Consider the following 16,899-nt stretch of genomic DNA (forward strand, 5'->3'; position numbering starts at 1 on the left):
CGCAGCGGTCGACGACGATGCGCTACGCATAGTTCGTGTGGAGGGCCGGCGGCCGCCAGGCAACCTACTGCCCGCCGCGTAGTCGTCACGCTCCCGGCGCGAGGTCACGACGATGTGGGCTGCTGGGTAAGCGCTGCGCGCACGAGGCCAGCCAACGTGTCGATGTCGTAGGCGCCATGATGACGTCGGCCGTTCACGAAAAAGGTCGGCGTGCCTGCGACTCCGCTCTGGTCCGCGCCGTCGATGTCGCGCGTCACGCGTGGCCAGTACTTGCGTTTGCGAAGCTGTTCCGCCACGAGTTCTGGGTCGAGCCCGAGCTTGCTCGCATGTTCCACCAGGTCTTGTGCTGTGAGGGCGTCTTGGTGCCCGAACAGCAGGTCGTGCATCTCCCAGAACTTTCCGTGTGCCGCGGCTATCTCCGAGACCTCCGCGGCTCGTTGGGCATTCTCATGAACGTCCTCGAGCGGCAAGTGCCGGAACACGAACCGGAGGTCGGCGCCGAACTCGCTGAGCAGCGTGCGGATTGCCGGTTCGGCCTGCCCACAGTAGGGGCATTCGAAGTCGCCGTATTCCACCAGCGTGACGGGCGCGTCAGCTGGTCCGCGGATGTGATCGATCTTTGGGTCTACGGGGTCAGACAGATCGATCAGTGCCGGCGCCTGCCCGGCCGCTGCGGAAGCGTCCTGCTGAGGCAGGCGTACGATCACGCGGAATATCAGCCAGCCCAGTCCAGTCGCCAGCACCGACGCAGCGAAGATGCCGAGCTTGGCCTCCTCTAGCGCCCGCCCGTCGAACGAGATCTCGGCGATGAACAACGACACGGTGAATCCGATGCCGGCCACCGCCGCGGTCCCGAACAGCGGTCGCCACGGCGCGGTCAGTGGAAATCCGCCAAGGCTGCGGCGGGTGGCCAGCCAGCTGGCCCCGGTGATGCCGATGAGCTTGCCGATGACAAGGGCGACAATGATCCCGACGGTGATGGGCGATGTCGCGGCGTGTTCGACCATGTCGCGGTCGAGCTCGACGCCGGCATTCGCCACCGCGAAGAGTGGGACGATGAGGTAGCTGGTCGCCGGGTGGTAGATCTCCTGCATCCGCTCGTTCGGCGATATCGCGGTGCGCAGTCCGCGCCCAGCTGACCGTGCGAGGCCAGAGGTGGGCTGCTCGCGGAATGAACGCCACAGCGAGCTGGCCTGCTGCAGCGCTGATCGCGATGGCGGATACGCCGTCGCAACCAGGCCCATCGCCACGCCGGCGATCGTGGCATGTACTCCCGACTCGAGCAGCCCGACCCAGAGGATGACACCCAGACCAAAGTAGATCGCTCCGTGCGTGATGCCGGCCGCGCGGAACGCCACCACCACACCGAACACGCCAACCGCAAGGGCCAAGGGCACGAGGGCGAGGTCATCGGTGTAGGCGAGCGCGATCACGGTCAAAGCGCCGACGTCGTCGACGACCACCAACGTCAGTAGAAACACGCGTAGCCGAGGTGGGCATCGCCGCCCGACCAGCGCCAGCACGCCAAGAGCGAACGCTGTGTCGGTTGCCATCACGATGCCCCATCCATGGGCGGCTTCGGTTCCCACGTTGAACGACAAGTAGATCAGCGCCGGCACAAGCATTCCGCCGAGCGCGGCGACCACGGGCACCGCGACGCGGCGGCGATCACGTAGCTCCCCCATGTCGAGCTCCCGCCGAATCTCCAGCCCGATGACGAAGAAGAACAGCGCCATCAGGCCGTCGTTGACCCAGCCGCGTAGGTCTTCACTGACCTCCGCCGCGCCGAGGCGAATCGAAAGCTCCGTAGCCCAGACGTCCTCATAGGTGCGACCCCACGGTGAGTTCGCCCAAGCCAAGGCGAGCAGCACCGCACCCAGCAACACGACGGCGCTGCCGACCTCGGTGGTGATGAACCTTCGGGTAGGGCGGGCGAGGTTGCGCACCCACGCAGTGCGCCGCGGTGCCTGAAACGCCTGCGCCATCGGCTGTCCTCTCCTTGGAGCTCGATGTCTACCCAGGTGTGTTCCGCGTCCACCGTTCAGCCGTCACGTAGGAGCAAGCTTAGGACTAGTTCGTCCATAGCATCTCCTCCGTCCAGTTGATTGATTAACTGGGCCAGGCGAAACAGCCTGGCCGCTGACCTCGACGAACCGCGCTGTCGAGGCTCGCGAGGCGTCGTTGAGGAACGCGGCTTGCCTCAGGCAGGGTACCGCTACCGATTGAGAATTGGACCGTCGAGGTCAGTTGTTGGATGATCTGCGTGTAGAACGCCGAGTTCTGGCACCGCGACCAGCTCGCGGACGGATAGCGCGGTGCAGGCGTGAACGAGATGAAGCGAGGTGTGCGTGATCCGTCCACCCCTCTGCCGGCTTCGAATGACCAGCGTCCTGGACGAATGGATCACGACAACCAGATGACAGCGATACCTCCTGAGGACCGAGCCCAAGACGTCCTCGCACCGCCTGCCATGGCGGCGATCTTTCTGACTCTCACGGTCCGTCCCGGTGGTGAGGATGCAGTCCGTGAGGCGCTTTCAGGGCTCGCTGGGCTCACTCGCGCGATCGGGTTCCGCGTACCGGAGGCCCAATTGAGCTGCGTCGTTGGTGTCGGCGCGAGGCTGTGGGATCGGATGTACGACGCCCCACGTCCCGTCCGCCTGCACACATTCGAGCCGGTCGTCGGCGCGCAGCACACAGCTGTTTCCACCCCAGGGGACCTGCTGTTTCACGTACGCGCAACCCGACAAGACCTCTGCTTCGAGCTCTGCTACCAGGTGATGCGCGGCCTCGATGGCTCGGTCGACGCCGTCGATGAGGTCCATGGATTTCGGTACTGGGACGAACGCGACCTGCTCGGCTTCGTGGATGGCACCGAGAGTCCCACCTCGAGGGTGGCGGCGGCAGCAGCCGGGTTCGTCGGCGACGAGGATCCGTACTACGTCGGTGGCAGCTATGTGATCGTCCAGAAGTATCTCCATGACCTGGCGGCGTGGGACAAGCTCTCGGTCGAGGAGCAGGAATTGGCCGTGGGACGCAGGAAGCTCAGCGACATCGAGCTGCCCGACGGGGTCAAGCCGCCCAACTCTCACGTCGCCGCGACGACGATCGTCGACCCCGACGGGACCGAGCGACAGATCCTGCGTCACAACATGCCGTTCGGCAACGTTGCGGCCGGCGAGTTCGGTACCTACTTCATCGGCTACGCCGCCGACCCAGCCGTCATCGAACACATGCTGCAACGCATGTTCATCGGGGAGCCGCCGGGCAACACCGACCGGATCCTCGACTTCTCCACCGCAGTCACAGGTTCTCTGTTCTTCGTCCCACCTGCGGACTTCCTCGAGGATCCCGACACCGTTGTGGCCGCTGCCTCGTCGCGGGGCCTGGCCACGGCGAACAACGACACGATGCCGAGCGACGGGTCGCTCGGCATCGGCAGCTTGAGAAGGAGTAATGGTTCGTGAACAACCTGCATCGAGAGCTCGCTCCAATTTCGGATACCGCCTGGACCCGAATCGAAGACGAGGCGCGCCGCACCTTCACCGAATGGATCGCCGGCCGTCGGATCGTAGACCTCGTAGGGCCAACTGGCCCGGACCTCGCGGCGGTCGGCACTGGGCACCTCGAAGCCCTCGTCGATCCGATGGACGGTGTCATCGCTCGACAGCATCAGGCCCAGAACGTCGTCGAACTACGGGTGCCGTTCTTCGTCACCAGGGCCGCCATCGATGACGTCGAACGCGGCGCGGAAGACTCCGACTGGGAGCCCGTGAAGGACGCGGCGCAGAAGATCGCGGTCGCCGAAGACCGTGTTGTGTTCCACGGGTTCCCAGCCGCGGGGATCGCTGGCATCACGTCGAGCAGCGGCCACCAGCCGCTGCCGTTGTCTCCCGAAGTGCGCAAGATTCCCGACTCCGTAGCCCGAGCGTTGAGCACACTTCGGCTCGCCGGAGTCGGCGGCCCCTACAGCCTGCTGCTGTCGGCCGAGATCTACACCGCTGTCTCCGAGGAGACCGACCACGGCTACCCGATTCTCGAGCACATCGCGCGACTCATCGACAGCGACATCATCTGGGCACCGGCACTCCAGGGCGCCCTGTTGGTCTCCACCCGCGGCGGCGATTACACCCTCCACCTCGGTCAAGATCTGTCGATCGGGTACCTCTCACACGATGCCGAGCGCGTGGAACTCTATCTCCAGGAGTCGTTGACCTTCCTCACCAACGCACCAGAGTCCAGCCTCGCGCTCACAACCGGCTGACGAGCGCGACAACCGCGTCCCGCCGCCGTGCAAGGCACGTATTCCAGCCGCCACCGGACAGGTCAGCCTGCGTCGGGTGCCCTCGAACCATGATGCGGCTCATACTCGAAGAAGTCGGCTGGCCCGGCCGTCTGACCGTGTCCGACCATCGATGCCAGGCCCGTCTGCGGACCCTGAAGGTGACCATCACGGCGTACCAGGGCGCGCCAGCGTCGCGCCATGCTCAAATCGGTGTTGCGCTCCGCCATCATGTCGTAAGTCTGCTTCCGCCCGGGTGTGATGTCACGTTGTTGAATGGACACTGGGTGGTCTCTGCGGTCCAGTCTCCTCGCGTCGACGGCGTTGGTGGTGCGGTCTGTCCGTTGTGCCTGCGCAGGGCCGGTTGACCGGCTCCGATCAACCAGGCCGGTAGCCTTGCCTTCGTGACCAGGTCAGAGAGTGCCGAAGTGGAGCCGAGGCTCACGCCCCGCGGCGCGGCGACGAGGCGGCGTATCGTCGCCGCTGCTGCCGAGCTCATGTACGTCAAGGGGGTCAGTTCGACCACTCTGGACGAGGTCCTCGCCGCGAGTGGCACGAGCAAGTCTCAGCTCTACAACCACTTCTCCGACAAGGAGCAGCTGGTCCGCGCCGTGGTCCAGCTACGTGCGGAAGAGATCCTGGAGCGCGAGCGCGCGGCGCTACAGCGACTCAGATCGTTCAACGGCCTGGTTCGGTGGAGGGACGCGCTCGTCCAGCGCAACGCGCTGCAGAAGGGTGCGTACGGCTGCATGCTCGGCGCTCTCGCCGGCGAGGTCTCCGACCAGGACGAAGTCGCCCGCTTGGCCCTGGCACAGACCTTCGACGAGTGGGAAGGCCTCATTGAGGCCGGCCTGCGTCGCATGCAGGAGGCCCGGACACTCGCGGCCGGCGCCGACCCTCGAAGGCTCGCGACCGGGCTGATGGCCGCGCTGCAAGGGGGTTACCTGTTGGCCCAGGCCGCTCATGACGTCGCACCCATGGAGATTGCGCTCGACATGGCGCTCGATCACGTCAGAGCGTTCGTCTCAGCCTGAGGAGCACGGTGCTCACCTGGCAGAATACGAGCGGACATGGCTCAGCGCCAGGTCGAGCGCGGCCTCCAGCCGGGCGATATCCCGGCTCGTTCTGGCCAGCAGCGATCCGCCCTCCAGCGCAGCTGTCAAGGCCATGGCCAGCCTGGCCGGATTCGTATCGAGCACCAGTTCACCGTTCTTCCGCATTCGGTCGAGGCCGGCCGCCAGCCACGCCTCCAGTGTGTCGAGGGGGACGAGACGCGATATCAGTGAACCGTCGCCCTTGCACGTGCAGCCGGCCGCATCGGGCGCCGCGACCGCGCCAAGGATCATGTGCCGATGCACCCCTATGATCTCATCGCGCCAACGCGCTAGGTCCTCGAGCGAGTCCAGACTGCACAGTGGCAAACGCCCCCAGCACAAGGTATCGCTGGACGGGTCGGCCATAGCCTCCACGCCCGGACATGCACCGTGGTCCATCGGCGAACCGTCGTCGTCGTGGTCTTCAGAGCCCATTCTTGATCTTCCCGTCTCACAGTCTTCCAGTTGGGGGTGGACGGTACAGTCCACCAGGTAGACATCCCTGGCCGCCCAGGGAACGAAGTAGTAGCGATGAACTGCCTAGTTGCCAGGCGCTCCCCTCGGGGTACGGCCGAGGATCATACGTTGTAGTCCATAGGGCGCGACCCGTGCCGGTGCTGCGCGGAGGTTCATGTGCGCGCCGGGCACAGCTATATGACCACGTCAAGACACGTTCTTCGGCACGATGACGGCACTCGTAAGGCGAGAGCATTCCGTGATCGGGAAGTCTCTACCGGCTTGTAATGGACTATATCGTCCATGTAGCGTAGTTCCTGACCACCTGAACGGGCTGAGTACCAGGTGACGATCGCCGCTCGAGGAGAACCATGCCGATCGAAGAGAACGACCCGCCCCGAACGGACACGCCGGGCCTCCCTCCAGCAGTTGGTGGCAACAGCGCACGGGTTCTCACCGCGGACGTCATCCGGGAGAACCAGGATTGGGTGCGCGGACTCAGCGCCACCGGGGACACCCAGGAACGCGCCAGCCGGCATCTCTATTCACTTCTGCTCCGCGCGGCTCAAGCCGAAGCCCGGCGGGTCGCATCCCGGCTCCAGCTCGCAGGCCCCGAGGCGGACGATCTCGCTCATCAAGCCGCAGCGGACGCGCTGCTCACCATCACCAGTAAAGTCGAGGCCTTCCGGGGCGAGAGCAAGTTCACCACCTGGGCGTACAAGTTCGTGATCTTCGCAGTGGCGGGCAAGGTCAACCGCCACTTCTGGCAACGTGCCGGCATGGCGCTCGACGACGGAGACTGGGACGCATTCCCCGCTCGTGGCGGCGGCCCCGAAGACTGGGTCGAAGCGCGCGACCTCGCAAACGCCGTCCGACACGCTGTCGACGAAGCGCTGACGGCCAGGCAGCGCGCGGTCTTCGTCGCCCTGGTGCTCGACGAGACGCCGATGAACGTGCTCGCCAGCCGGCTCGACTCTACACACAACGCGATCTACAAGACGATGTTCGACGCTCGCAAGAAGCTCCGCTCCACCCTCGTCCGCGGCGGCTACCTGCCTGAACAGCAGCGGACGCGTGACGACATCGAGCATGCCCAGCTTCAACCTCTCACTGCGTCATGACTGCGCGCCCAACACGCGTCGCCCTCGTGTGCGGAGATTGTTCAGCACCGGCAACGCGCGACGGACACCACGGCGGACAATAGGCTCCGGTTGCGCACAGCCCGGGGCTGCGGGCCGCGCTGTTCTGGACGGTGCTGTGGCGGTATTCGGGGGAGCGGATGGAGATCAAGACGAAACGTGTCTACGAGGGGCCGGAGCCTGCCGATGGGTTCCGGGTTCTGGTCGACCGGTTGTGGCCGCGCGGGCTGTCAAGGGACGAGGCCGCCTTGGACTTGTGGGCCAAGGACGTGGCGCCGAGCTCGGCGTTGCGGAGCTGGTTCGCTCATCGTGAGGACCGGTTCGCCGAGTTCACCACTCGCTACGTGGCCGAGCTCGACAACAACCCCGCACTCGACGAGCTCATCACACAGTTGCGCCCACACGCGGTTGTGACGTTGCTGTTCGGTGCACGCGACCAGCGTTTCAATCAGGCGGTGGTACTGGCCGACTACCTTCGAGGCGCGCCGGCCAGGTTCAACTGATGGTCGCGAAGGCCCTGTCGAACGCAACGTAGCCGGCGAAGTTCCGCCCGACGGCGTCCGCGGCTGACTCCAGCGGGTCGGGGTAGCTCCAGGCGGCATCCTTCCGCGTTCCACGCGGAGCTGCCACGTCGTAATATTGCGCGACCCCCTTCCATGCGCAGATGTAGGGCTTGGGACTCTCGCTCAGCGTTCCCGGCGTGATCGACGAGGGCGGAAAGTACCAGTTGCCTTCGATCTTGACGACGTCGTCGCCGGCCGCTTCGGCGATCACCGCGCCGTCGATGGTGACCTTCATGTGTGTGCCTCCAGGTGTCGTCGGGTCGCCGCGGGGCGAGAGGGATCGGCCCGGCTCAGCTGCGTCTGCCCTTGTGGGCCACAGACACCGGGTTCTCCGCCACCGCGTGATCGAGATGGGCAGTCACCTGCCGGCGACCGGCGCGCCCATAGGTGGTCTCACGCCCGGGCGCTGCGTCCTTCTCGGGGAGAACCGACTCAGGTCGGACGAAGCTGCATGTGTATCCGTGTTGCGCTGGAGGTATGCCCTACAACCAGTCCCTCGACGAGTATGGCCCGCTCGGTCTTCACGCCTTGTCTTCTTCGCCCTGGGTGGTCGTCTCGAACAGGCGTCTGTAGTCGCCGTAACCTTCGCGTTCCAGGTCGTCGGCCGCGATGAACCGCAATGCTGCGGAGTTGATGCAGTAGCGAAGGCCGCCAGAGGTGGCGGGTCCATCGTCGAAGACGTGGCCGAGGTGACTGTCGCCGTGTGCCGAGCGCACTTCGGTACGGATCATCCCGTGGCTACGGTCGTGGAGTTCGGTGATATTCGTCGTATCGATCGGGGCAGTGAAGCTTGGCCAGCCCGTGCCGCTGTCGTACTTGTGGATCGAGGCGAACAGGGGCTCGCCGGAGACGACGTCGACGTAGATCCCTTCGTCCTTGTGGTTCCAGAAGTCGTTGTCGAACGGGGGTTCGGTCGATCCTTGCTGCGTGACCGCGAACTGCTCCGGGTTCAGGGCCTTGATCATGTCGGGATCTTTGCTGTACGCCTGGCTCATCAGTGAAGTCCTTCGAGGGGGAAGTTCGGTTCCGGCGGCCATGTTTGGCCGCCTTCCTCTAGAGGTGAGTGCCGCCGTCGGACCCGGTCCTTACCTCTGGCCGTCGATGTGCAGGCAGCCGGTCCGGGGAAACGCCGTGAGCCGACACGAACCTGACCGGAAAGAACCTCCACCGAAAAGCCATCAACCCGAATTAGGATTCGGGCCACGCAAGAAGTCGGCGTAACTACGACGAGGCACGCGACTCGCAGCGTCCGCCGCCGATCACGATGAAATCTGCCGCGAACCGGCAGTCGTGGGTGGAAAGTCAGCTCGCCCGCAGGTCACCCAGGGCGCATTCACGAGCATCGTCGCGATGCCTCGACCGCGGCGCGGTGGTCGGCAGCGAGCTGCTCGCGAGTATGTGCATCTTGGGCGCGGATCTCGAGTGCACTCGACAGTACGTCGTCGATATCCAGCTCGGGAATCACGACAGCGCCGGAGGCGTCGGCGAAGATGTATTGGCCGGGGTGAACGCCGACACCACCTCGGAGCACCACCGGGACGTTGGCCTGATACGGAGTGATCTCCTCGCCTCCCGCTCGCGGCGTTTCCCCTGAGCAGTAGGCTGCGAATGAGTACTCGCTGAGCTCGGTGAAGTCGCGTAGCCGAGCATCTGTCAACAGCCCCGCGAGTCGGTGATGTTCCAGCCGTACCAGTTTCGTCCCGCCGCCCACCGATGTTTCGGTGTAACCATTGCTTGCCAGTACGAGGACCTTGTCGGTGCCGTCGGTCCCGATGGCCTGTTCGAAGAGCGCTCCGAACGTGTGTGTCGCCGGGGCGAGGCACGTCGAACAACTGGGGAAGTAGGAGATGGTGATCGCCTGGCCGAACAGGTTCCTGCCGGGCGTTGGTGATGTCAGATTCCGGAGGTGCGCACGGTGGCGGTGTCGGCGGCCCAGGGCGTCGACGATGTCGGCACACGTCAAGGAGGCGGCGAGCTGCCGGCGGGAGACGGGATCGCCCGAGGCACGAGGAGAGGTGGTCATAGCAGGTCTTTCCGCTCCCTCCCAGTTCATCGGCTCGTGACGTTGCCGCGTCTTTGGGGTCTGTGACACTGCCGGTCCTGAGTCTTACGTCTCGAGTTCTTCGTGTCCGCCGCCGACCGTAAGAATCACGTCGGCTTGTGGCACTAATGGGCATGAGCGAACGATCCGACAGCGACACCCCATCCACGTGGCGTGGTGTTGCGCAACGAGGCTGCGGGAGCAGGGGGGCGCGCTTCACATGGCCGCGTTCGTGGTGAAGGGATGAGCTTCATCGCGAGCCGGCAGTCGCTGGCCGGATCACGGGCAGCCGTGCAGCCCTTGCGGAGAGGCAGCGTGGTAGTGCGGTGGATCACGTCCACCGATCACAAGATCATCGGGTACATGTACCTGATCGCGTCGTTCGGGTTCTTCCTGTTCGGCGGCGTGCTGGCGCTGTTCATCCGCGCCGAGCTGTTCTCGCCCGGGCGCCAGGTGGTCGGCGACCAGATGTACAACCAGCTGTTCACCATGCACGGCACGATCATGCTGCTGCTGTTCGCCACGCCGCTGTTCATCGGCTTCGGCAACATCATCGTGCCGCTGCAGATCGGCGCGCCCGACGTCGCGTTCCCGCGGCTGAACATGTTCAGCTTCTACCTGTTCCTGTTCGGCGGGCTCATCGTCTGCGCCGGCTTCATCACCCCGGGCGGCGCGGCCGACTTCGGCTGGTTCGCCTACGCGCCGCTGCACAACACCGTCTACAGCCCCAGCGCGGGCGGTGACCTGTGGGTAGCCGGGCTGGCGATGAGCGGGTTCGGCACCATCTTCGGCGCGGTCAACTTCATCACCACCATCGTCTGCATGCGCGCGCCGGGGATGACGATGTTCCGGATGCCGATCTTCACCTGGAACATCCTGGTGACGTCGATCCTGGTGCTGATCGCGTTCCCGATGATCGCGGCCGCGCTGTTCGCGATGTTCGCCGACCGCAAACTCGGCACTCTGATCTTCGACCCGTCGGCCGGTGGCGCGATCCTGTGGCAGCACCTGTTCTGGTTCTTCGGCCATCCCGAGGTGTACATCATCGCGGTGCCGTTCTTCGGCATCATCACCGAAGTCATACCGGTGTTCAGCCGCAAACCGGTCTTCGGCTACACCGGCATGGTGGCGGCGACGATCGCGATCGTGGCGTTGTCGGCGGCTGTCTGGGCACATCACTTGTATGTCACCGGAGCGGTGAATCTACCGTTCTTCGCGGCCACGACTATGCTCATCGCCATTCCGACGGGGCTGAAGTTCTTCACCTGGATCGGAACCATGTGGCGCGGGTCCATCACGTTCGAGACCCCCATGCTGTTCGCCATCGGGTTCCTCGTGACGTTCCTGTTCGGCGGTCTGACCGGCGTAATCTTGGCGTCGCCGCCGCTGGACTTCCACGTGTCCGACAGCTATTTCGTGGTGGCGCATCTCCACTACGTCGTGTTCGGCACGGTCGTGTTCGCGATGTTCGCCGGCTTCTATTTCTGGTGGCCGAAGTTCACCGGCAGGATGCTGAACGAACGGCTCGGCAAGGTGCATTTCTGGTTGCTGTTCATCGGCTTCCACGGCACGTTCATGGTGCAGCACTGGCTGGGCGTCGAGGGCTTCCCGCGTCGTTACTCCGACTACGACGCCGCCGACGGCTTCACGTTCCTCAACCAGTTCTCGTCGGTGTTCGCGTTCGTGCTCGCCGCGTCGACCCTGCCGTTCCTGTGGAACGTCTGGCAGACCCGGCTCGCGCCCAAGGTCGAGGTCGACGACCCGTGGGGCTTCGGGAACTCGCTGGAGTGGGCGACGTCGTGCCCGCCGCCGCGGCACAACTTCACCTCGCTGCCGCGCATCCGCAGCGAGCGCCCGGCGTTCGACCTCAAATTCCCCGAAGCCGCAGACGAAGCGGACAAGAAGCCGGTGCACGCCAGGCCGCCCACGCCGACAGTTGAGCACCCGCGGACCGAGGCATGAACGCCTCACCGTCCCGACGGCACCACCAGAAGGAATATCAGGAGGAACTACGTGAACACCGAGATGAATGTACGGAAGACCAGCGACAACGGATCGTACGAGGCCGTGATCGACGGGCAGGTTGTCGGCATGATCGTCTACCACACACCGCGAGGCGGTGAACGTGTGACGCTCAGCCACACGATCGTTGAGCCCGAGTACCGCGGTCGAGGGATCGCCACCCGGCTTGCCAAACACGCCCTGGACGACCTGCGAACGCAAGACCTGAAACTCACCAACTACTGCCCTTTCGTCGCGGGCTACATCGCCAACCACCCCGAATACAAGGACCTCGTCGACGGTCGCTTCCCGGGCCGCGCAACGGTACCCGACCGCGCGCCCCGCGAACGCACCAACTGACGAACACCCGGACCGCACCCGGAATCAGAGATTTCACCAGCTAGGGGAGCGCAGAGGATGGCACAGAGCTCGCATTCGGTCGGCATCGACGGGGCGCTGATTCGGACCACGGTCCTTGAGTTGGCGCCGTGGACGATGCCCGATGTTGAAGCGGCCCTGAGCATCTTCGGTGACGCAGAGGTCACTCGATGGCTGACGCCGGCCATGAACCGCATTCGCGACAGAGCGGCCATGCGGCAGATAAGCCGGCCACGCGATCGCCCACTACGCCTTCAACGCCGGCACGGACGAGATCTTCGCTGTCTCGCGTCCGGAGAATCGACGCGCCGCGGCTGCCGCGCGGCGCATGGGGATGGACCGGGTCGGGCAAACCGACAAGTACTACCAGACACGACTCTATGTGTTCCGTTTGCGTCGATATGACCTGGACCTTCCGGTCGCGGCACCGCCGGACGTAGGCCAAGCCGATGAACGCACTGACAGTTGACTACTACATACCGGCGCCGTTCACAGCAATCTTGGAGGACACACAATGCGTGGAACCCTGCCCGATCGATGCGGCATCTTCGCGATCGGAGGTCACCCGGTCACTCGGCTCGGGCTCGGGACCGCTCGGATTAACGCGTCCGGTGTGTGGAATCACCCGAAAAATGCCGCCGAAGCAGCGCGGGTACTCCGAGAAGCGGTCGATCTTGGCGTGAATCTCATTGACGTTGCCGAGTCATCCGGCCCGTTCGACTATGAGGAACTCATTGCGCAAGCGCTGAGCCCGTATCCCGAAGACTTGGTTCTGATGGTCAAAGGTGGGCTGGTTCGATCACCGGAGGGGCAGTGGGAGCCGTTGCCACGGCCTTCGTTCCTTCGCCAGCAGATCGAGACGCGGCTGTGGTCTCTGAAGCTCAATCGCATACCGCTGTTTCAATTGCATGGCTTCAGCCCTCGTGTCCCGATCGCTGATCAGATCGGACTTCTCGCTGACCTGCAGCGAGAAGGAAAGATCGGACAAATCGGGTTGGCGGACGTGTCGGTCGCCGAACTGGAGGAGGCGCAAAAATTCGCGGAGATCGCGACGGTCCAAGCTGAATACAATCTCATCAACCGGGCCGCTGAGCCGTTGCTGAAGTACGCGGAAGCGGCGAACGTCGGGTTCATACCGTGGCTTCCACTGGCCACCGGAGTGCTGGCCAGCCAGGACGGACCCCTGGCGGAGATAGCGCGGCGGCACCGTGCCACACCTGCACAGCTTGCTCTTGCCTGGCTCTTGAAACGCTCGCTCTCGATGCTCCCGACCCCCGGAACGCTGAGCATCCAGCATCTGCACGACAACGTGTCCGCGGTAGACATTCCCTTGACGGCAGCCGAAATGGACAACCTGAATCGGTTGACAACGAAACTTTGATCGACTTCCAGAAAGCGGTTCGCCGATTGTTCGGACAACGCTGTGGTCTATTCATGAAGGGACGATCAACGTAACCAGCTCATCAGTCGCTCACCATGATCAGGGGTTCCAGTCTGAGCGTAGCCACGGGCGGCCTCTCGAACGGGCTACGCGGATGCCGTCGAGCCACCCCCGCTCAGGTCACGCCAGATCGTGTGAGGTACGAGACTCGGCTCACAGCACTCTCTCCTGGCCTGCGCGATGAGCCCGCTCAACAGGAGGATGTCAGTAGCATGGCCCGCTTGGAGGAGAGTTCAAGCCAGGCCGCGGCCTCGCGGCTGACGGCGCGTGGCGCGAAGACGAGGTCTCGGATCATCGCCGCGGCAGCCGACCTGATGCACGTACAAGGTGTCGGCGGCACGACCCTCGATGACGTCATCGCAGCCAGCAACGTGAGCAAGTCGCAGCTGTACCGGCACTTCGAAGACAAGCAGGCGCTGGTCAGGGCCGTTATCGAGCTGGTGGGGGACCGTACGATCGCTGTCGAACGGCGGCGGCTGAGCAAGGTGACGACGCTCGTAGAGCTGACGGGTTGGAGGGATGGACTGGTCGAGAACAACGCCCTGCGCAAGGGCAGGTATGGGTGCCCGTTGGGTTCGCTGGTCATCGAGGTCGCCGATCACGACGCGATCGCGCGCAAGAAGCTCCAAGACCTGTTCTCCGTATGGCAGGAACTCTTCGAAGACCTCCTGCGGCGGTTCCAGAAGGCGGGTGTCATCCCGCCGGAAGCTGACATCTCACAACTCGCCATGGGTCTGATCGCGGCTGTGCAGGGCGGCTACCTGTTGACCCAGGCATTCCGCGACGTCGCGCCCATGGCGGCCTCGATCGACCTGGCGCTTGCCTATCTCCGGCACCTCGGCGGCACACCGGTCGCGGCCTCGTAGAGGCACGCTCGCACGCCCCCGGTCATCCCTACGCGGAATACCATCTCGACGCGGCGCGAAGAAACCGCATGACCTTGTCCGCCGGCACCTCACACGGCCGGAGAACAGGCCCGTCAGATGTGATCCAGACGTTGGCGCCGAGCTGCTCGGTGTCGCCGAGGCGCTCGGCGTTGAGAGAGATCACCTTGCCTCCTGCACGAGTGACACGCCGCACGCCCCACGCCTGTCCATCGACTTCCGCACGAGACCAGCCCTCTGGGATGCTGCTCAGCAGCGTGTCGAGCTCCTGGGCCTGACGCCCGCCCATCGCTGGATCCTCTCCTCGGTCCTGGTGGCCCACGCATCTCGTTGAACGTGGTGGTATTCACGGGCTTCCCGACACCCTTGCGCCGAGTTCTCACGCCCCGTACGTGTCGTCTGGGATGATGTGAATCGCGGCTTCCTCCGCGGAAGCGGCACCGCCGTCGATGCCGACATCCTCGGCCAGAAAGTCCGACGACGGGTCGGCGGGATCCTGGTCAGCCCAGACGAGCCGACCCGCTCTCGCGTCTCCGGTCTGGTCGTCGATCAGCTCACCGGAGATCTCCGACGCGTCATCCGTCCCGTCGCCGAACTCGTCAGCTCCGACGTCGGGCACCTCATGGGCAAGTCTGAGGCTGAGGGGCTCATGCATGCTGGCTTCGTAGGCAGTAACCCCCCAGGCCGTACTTCCGATCGGGCGATCCGGCGGCGAGTAGCCCGGCCCATCAATGTCGTCGCCGAGTTCCTCGTCATCGAGACTCTCCTCCGGCGGCAGCAGTCCCGGGACGTATTCGTCCATAACGTCTCCTCTGATCTTTTGGCCTGGCCAGGTGGCCAGGCCGGGGGGCGCTCCAGTGGCGTACCTCGGAAAACGGGGGCTGTTGGGGCTTGCTGGGTGTCGCTGGAGGGTGCCACTTCGCTCCAGGCAGAGCGTACCGCGTCTAGCCGACAACTGGACCATCGGGGCCAGTTGATGGATGATCTGAGTGATAACACGCTGAGCTTCGGCGCCACCAATAGCTTGTAGACCGAACGTGCCGTGCAGGCGAGGACTGACACAGGGAGGTGCCTGATGAAGGCGATCGTGGTGACCGATGAGGCCGCGGGAACGGCCGGGATGACGCTGAGGGAGCGGCCGGAACCAGAGGCAGCTGGGAACGACGTCGTCGTTGCGGTTCACGCGTCGGGATTCACCCCCGGCGAGCTGACGTGGCCCTCGAACTTCACCGATCGGCTCGGCCGTGACCGGACGCCGTCGATCCCTGGGCACGAAGTCGCCGGGGTCGTGAGCGCGCTCGGCTACGGCACGAGGGGGCTGTCGGTAGGACAGCGGGTGTTCGGGCTCACGGACTGGACTCGTGACGGCACCCTGGCCGAGTACGTGGCGGTCGAGGCGCGTAACCTCGCCCCACTGCCGGGCGACGTCGACTTCACGGTTGGCGCGAGCCTGCCGATCTCGGGCCTGACGGCGTGGCAGGGCCTGTTCGTGCACGGCCGCTTCGAAGTGGGGCAGAGCATTCTCGTGCACGGCGCGGCCGGTGGAGTGGGCTCGATGGTGACGCAGCTGGCCCGTGAGGCCGGCGCCTACGTCATCGGCACTGGGCGTGCCGCCGACCGGCACAGCGCACTCGACTTCGGTGCGCAGGAGTTCGTCGACCTCGAGAACGACTCGCTCGAAGATGTCGGCATGGTCGATGTGGTCTTCGACGTCATCGGCGGCGACATCCAGAAGCGGTCCGCAGGCCTCATCCGAGCCGGCGGGATGCTCGTGACCATCGCCGGTCCGCCCGAGGCGCAGCCGGCCGACGGCCTGGCGGTCGACTTCGTCGTCGAGGCCGATCGCGCGCAACTGGGTGAGATCGTCCAGCGGGCGCGTGACGGGCGGCTGCGGACGAACATCGGCATTGTGGCCACCCTCAACGACGCCGTCGCGGCTCTCAACCCGACCGAGCGGCTCAAGGGAAAGACGATCATCCGCGTTCGTCCCTAAGCAGCGCCGCGACAGCGAGTGAGCCCCATGGAGCAGCCGCCCCGCGGCCGTCGTCGAGTCGGAGTACGCGTTGATCATTTGGCCGTCCCAGCGGGTGGGCGCTTCGAACACGAAACCAGAACACATGCGCCGGTCGCAGGGCAGCTGAGCGCCTACCGCTATCTCAGCGCGAGAGAAGCGCCTCTAGCCCACGACGGCAGAGGCGGCTGCGCCGGCCTGCTCCCGGACCAGCCGGGAGCAGGCCGATCTCCGAGGGGCGAAATGAGGCGAAGAACACGGGCTGAGCTTCGCGGAACACGCGGGTTCGGCAGGGGCGTTCGGGATTTCGGCTGATCCCTGCTGACGCGCCGCGAAAGAAGTCGGCCAGCACCACAGCCTGGTCGAGGCGCGGTCGCGCGCACCGAAGAGCTGGGTGACGACAGCGTGGGAACCCATCTGAGCGAAGAGCTCATCGACTGCCGGGTGTCCTGCGTCAGGTGAGGTGCGACAGATCCACGCCACCTGATGCGCGACACAGCGCAAAGACCTAGATGGTTCCCACGCGGCCCAGCGAACTGCGCGACCGAGCCCGGCCGTGCGGAGCTGCCGAGATCGGGATGTTCACAGCACAAGTCCTTGCATGTGTGTG

17 protein-coding genes are annotated in these 16,899 nt (G+C 64.9%); 10 read left to right on the top strand and 7 right to left on the bottom strand.

All coding sequences use genetic code 11. The annotated features are described in order from the left end of the window. Positions 1-104: 104 nt before the first annotated feature. On the bottom strand, positions 105-1,985 hold the full coding sequence (gene nhaA / locus E1269_RS03390; RefSeq protein WP_131891209.1) for a Na+/H+ antiporter NhaA: 1,881 nt from the start codon (positions 1,983-1,985) through the stop codon (positions 105-107). Positions 1,986-2,416: 431 nt separating this feature from the next. Here nhaA and E1269_RS03395 point away from each other — a divergent pair, with 431 nt between their 5' ends. The 3 genes from E1269_RS03395 to E1269_RS03405 all read left to right on the top strand — a co-directional run bounded on the left by E1269_RS03395 (position 2,417) and on the right by E1269_RS03405 (position 5,315). Beyond that, positions 2,417-3,466 (top strand): Dyp-type peroxidase, encoded by a 1,050-nt coding sequence (locus tag E1269_RS03395; protein ID WP_131891719.1) that lies wholly within the window; start codon positions 2,417-2,419, stop codon positions 3,464-3,466. Beyond that, the gene (locus E1269_RS03400; protein ID WP_131891212.1) at positions 3,463-4,263 is read left to right on the top strand and encodes a family 1 encapsulin nanocompartment shell protein; all 801 of its coding nucleotides are present in this window, start codon (positions 3,463-3,465) and stop codon (positions 4,261-4,263) included. Before E1269_RS03395 ends, E1269_RS03400 begins: the two co-directional genes overlap by 4 nt. 422 nt (positions 4,264-4,685) lie before the next feature. Beyond that, the gene (locus tag E1269_RS03405) at positions 4,686-5,315 is read left to right on the top strand and encodes a TetR/AcrR family transcriptional regulator (RefSeq protein ID WP_131891215.1); all 630 of its coding nucleotides are present in this window, start codon (positions 4,686-4,688) and stop codon (positions 5,313-5,315) included. 12 nt (positions 5,316-5,327) lie between these two features. Here the strand turns inward: E1269_RS03405 and E1269_RS03410 are convergent, their stop codons facing one another. Beyond that, positions 5,328-5,810, bottom strand: a complete 483-nt coding sequence (locus E1269_RS03410) for a hypothetical protein (protein ID WP_131891218.1) — start codon at positions 5,808-5,810, stop codon at positions 5,328-5,330. A gap of 392 nt (positions 5,811-6,202) precedes the next feature. On the opposite strand from E1269_RS03410, the gene E1269_RS03415 reads away from it, so the two are divergent. Both E1269_RS03415 and E1269_RS03420 read left to right on the top strand, forming a co-directional pair. Continuing rightward, on the top strand, positions 6,203-6,952 hold the full coding sequence (locus tag E1269_RS03415) for a sigma-70 family RNA polymerase sigma factor (protein ID WP_131891220.1): 750 nt from the start codon (positions 6,203-6,205) through the stop codon (positions 6,950-6,952). A gap of 158 nt (positions 6,953-7,110) precedes the next feature. Continuing rightward, positions 7,111-7,473, top strand: coding sequence for a DUF488 domain-containing protein (locus E1269_RS03420; RefSeq protein WP_131891223.1), 363 nt, complete (start codon positions 7,111-7,113; stop codon positions 7,471-7,473). Here the strand turns inward: E1269_RS03420 and E1269_RS03425 are convergent. From E1269_RS03425 to E1269_RS03435, 3 genes are all read right to left on the bottom strand, one after another. Further along, on the bottom strand, positions 7,466-7,768 hold the full coding sequence (locus E1269_RS03425; protein WP_131891226.1) for a DUF427 domain-containing protein: 303 nt from the start codon (positions 7,766-7,768) through the stop codon (positions 7,466-7,468). The genes E1269_RS03420 and E1269_RS03425 overlap by 8 nt on opposite strands. A gap of 286 nt (positions 7,769-8,054) precedes the next feature. Then, entirely contained in the window at positions 8,055-8,528 is a 474-nt protein-coding gene (gene msrB, locus E1269_RS03430; RefSeq protein ID WP_131891229.1) for a peptide-methionine (R)-S-oxide reductase MsrB, read from the bottom strand. A gap of 338 nt (positions 8,529-8,866) precedes the next feature. After that, positions 8,867-9,556: an RraA family protein gene (locus tag E1269_RS03435; protein WP_131891232.1), complete on the bottom strand. Its 690-nt coding sequence runs from the start codon at positions 9,554-9,556 to the stop codon at positions 8,867-8,869. A 261-nt stretch (positions 9,557-9,817) separates the two neighbouring features. On the opposite strand from E1269_RS03435, the gene ctaD reads away from it, so the two are divergent. From ctaD to E1269_RS03460, 4 genes are all read left to right on the top strand, one after another. Then, positions 9,818-11,536, top strand: a complete 1,719-nt coding sequence (gene ctaD / locus E1269_RS03440) for an aa3-type cytochrome oxidase subunit I (RefSeq protein ID WP_131891235.1) — start codon at positions 9,818-9,820, stop codon at positions 11,534-11,536. A 51-nt stretch (positions 11,537-11,587) separates the two neighbouring features. Continuing rightward, the gene (locus tag E1269_RS03445; RefSeq protein WP_203432855.1) at positions 11,588-11,935 is read left to right on the top strand and encodes a GNAT family N-acetyltransferase; all 348 of its coding nucleotides are present in this window, start codon (positions 11,588-11,590) and stop codon (positions 11,933-11,935) included. Between the two features lie 532 nt (positions 11,936-12,467). Continuing rightward, entirely contained in the window at positions 12,468-13,334 is an 867-nt protein-coding gene (locus E1269_RS03455; RefSeq protein WP_131891238.1) for an aldo/keto reductase, read from the top strand. 272 nt (positions 13,335-13,606) lie between these two features. Further along, complete coding sequence (locus tag E1269_RS03460; RefSeq protein ID WP_131891241.1) at positions 13,607-14,260, top strand: TetR/AcrR family transcriptional regulator; 654 nt, start codon at positions 13,607-13,609, stop codon at positions 14,258-14,260. Positions 14,261-14,288: 28 nt separating this feature from the next. Here E1269_RS03460 and E1269_RS03465 read toward each other — a convergent pair whose 3' ends face one another. Next, complete coding sequence (locus E1269_RS03465; protein ID WP_131891244.1) at positions 14,289-14,567, bottom strand: hypothetical protein; 279 nt, start codon at positions 14,565-14,567, stop codon at positions 14,289-14,291. Positions 14,568-14,657: 90 nt separating this feature from the next. After that, on the bottom strand, positions 14,658-15,080 hold the full coding sequence (locus tag E1269_RS03470; RefSeq protein ID WP_131891247.1) for a DUF5709 domain-containing protein: 423 nt from the start codon (positions 15,078-15,080) through the stop codon (positions 14,658-14,660). 273 nt (positions 15,081-15,353) lie between these two features. On the opposite strand from E1269_RS03470, the gene E1269_RS03475 reads away from it, so the two are divergent. Next, a complete protein-coding gene (locus E1269_RS03475) occupies positions 15,354-16,271 on the top strand; it encodes an NADP-dependent oxidoreductase (protein ID WP_131891250.1) in 918 nt (305 codons plus the stop codon). Positions 16,272-16,899 lie beyond the last annotated feature (628 nt).

Source organism: Jiangella asiatica, from assembly GCF_004349065.1.
Taxonomy (GTDB): Bacteria; Actinomycetota; Actinomycetes; order Jiangellales; family Jiangellaceae; genus Jiangella; species Jiangella asiatica.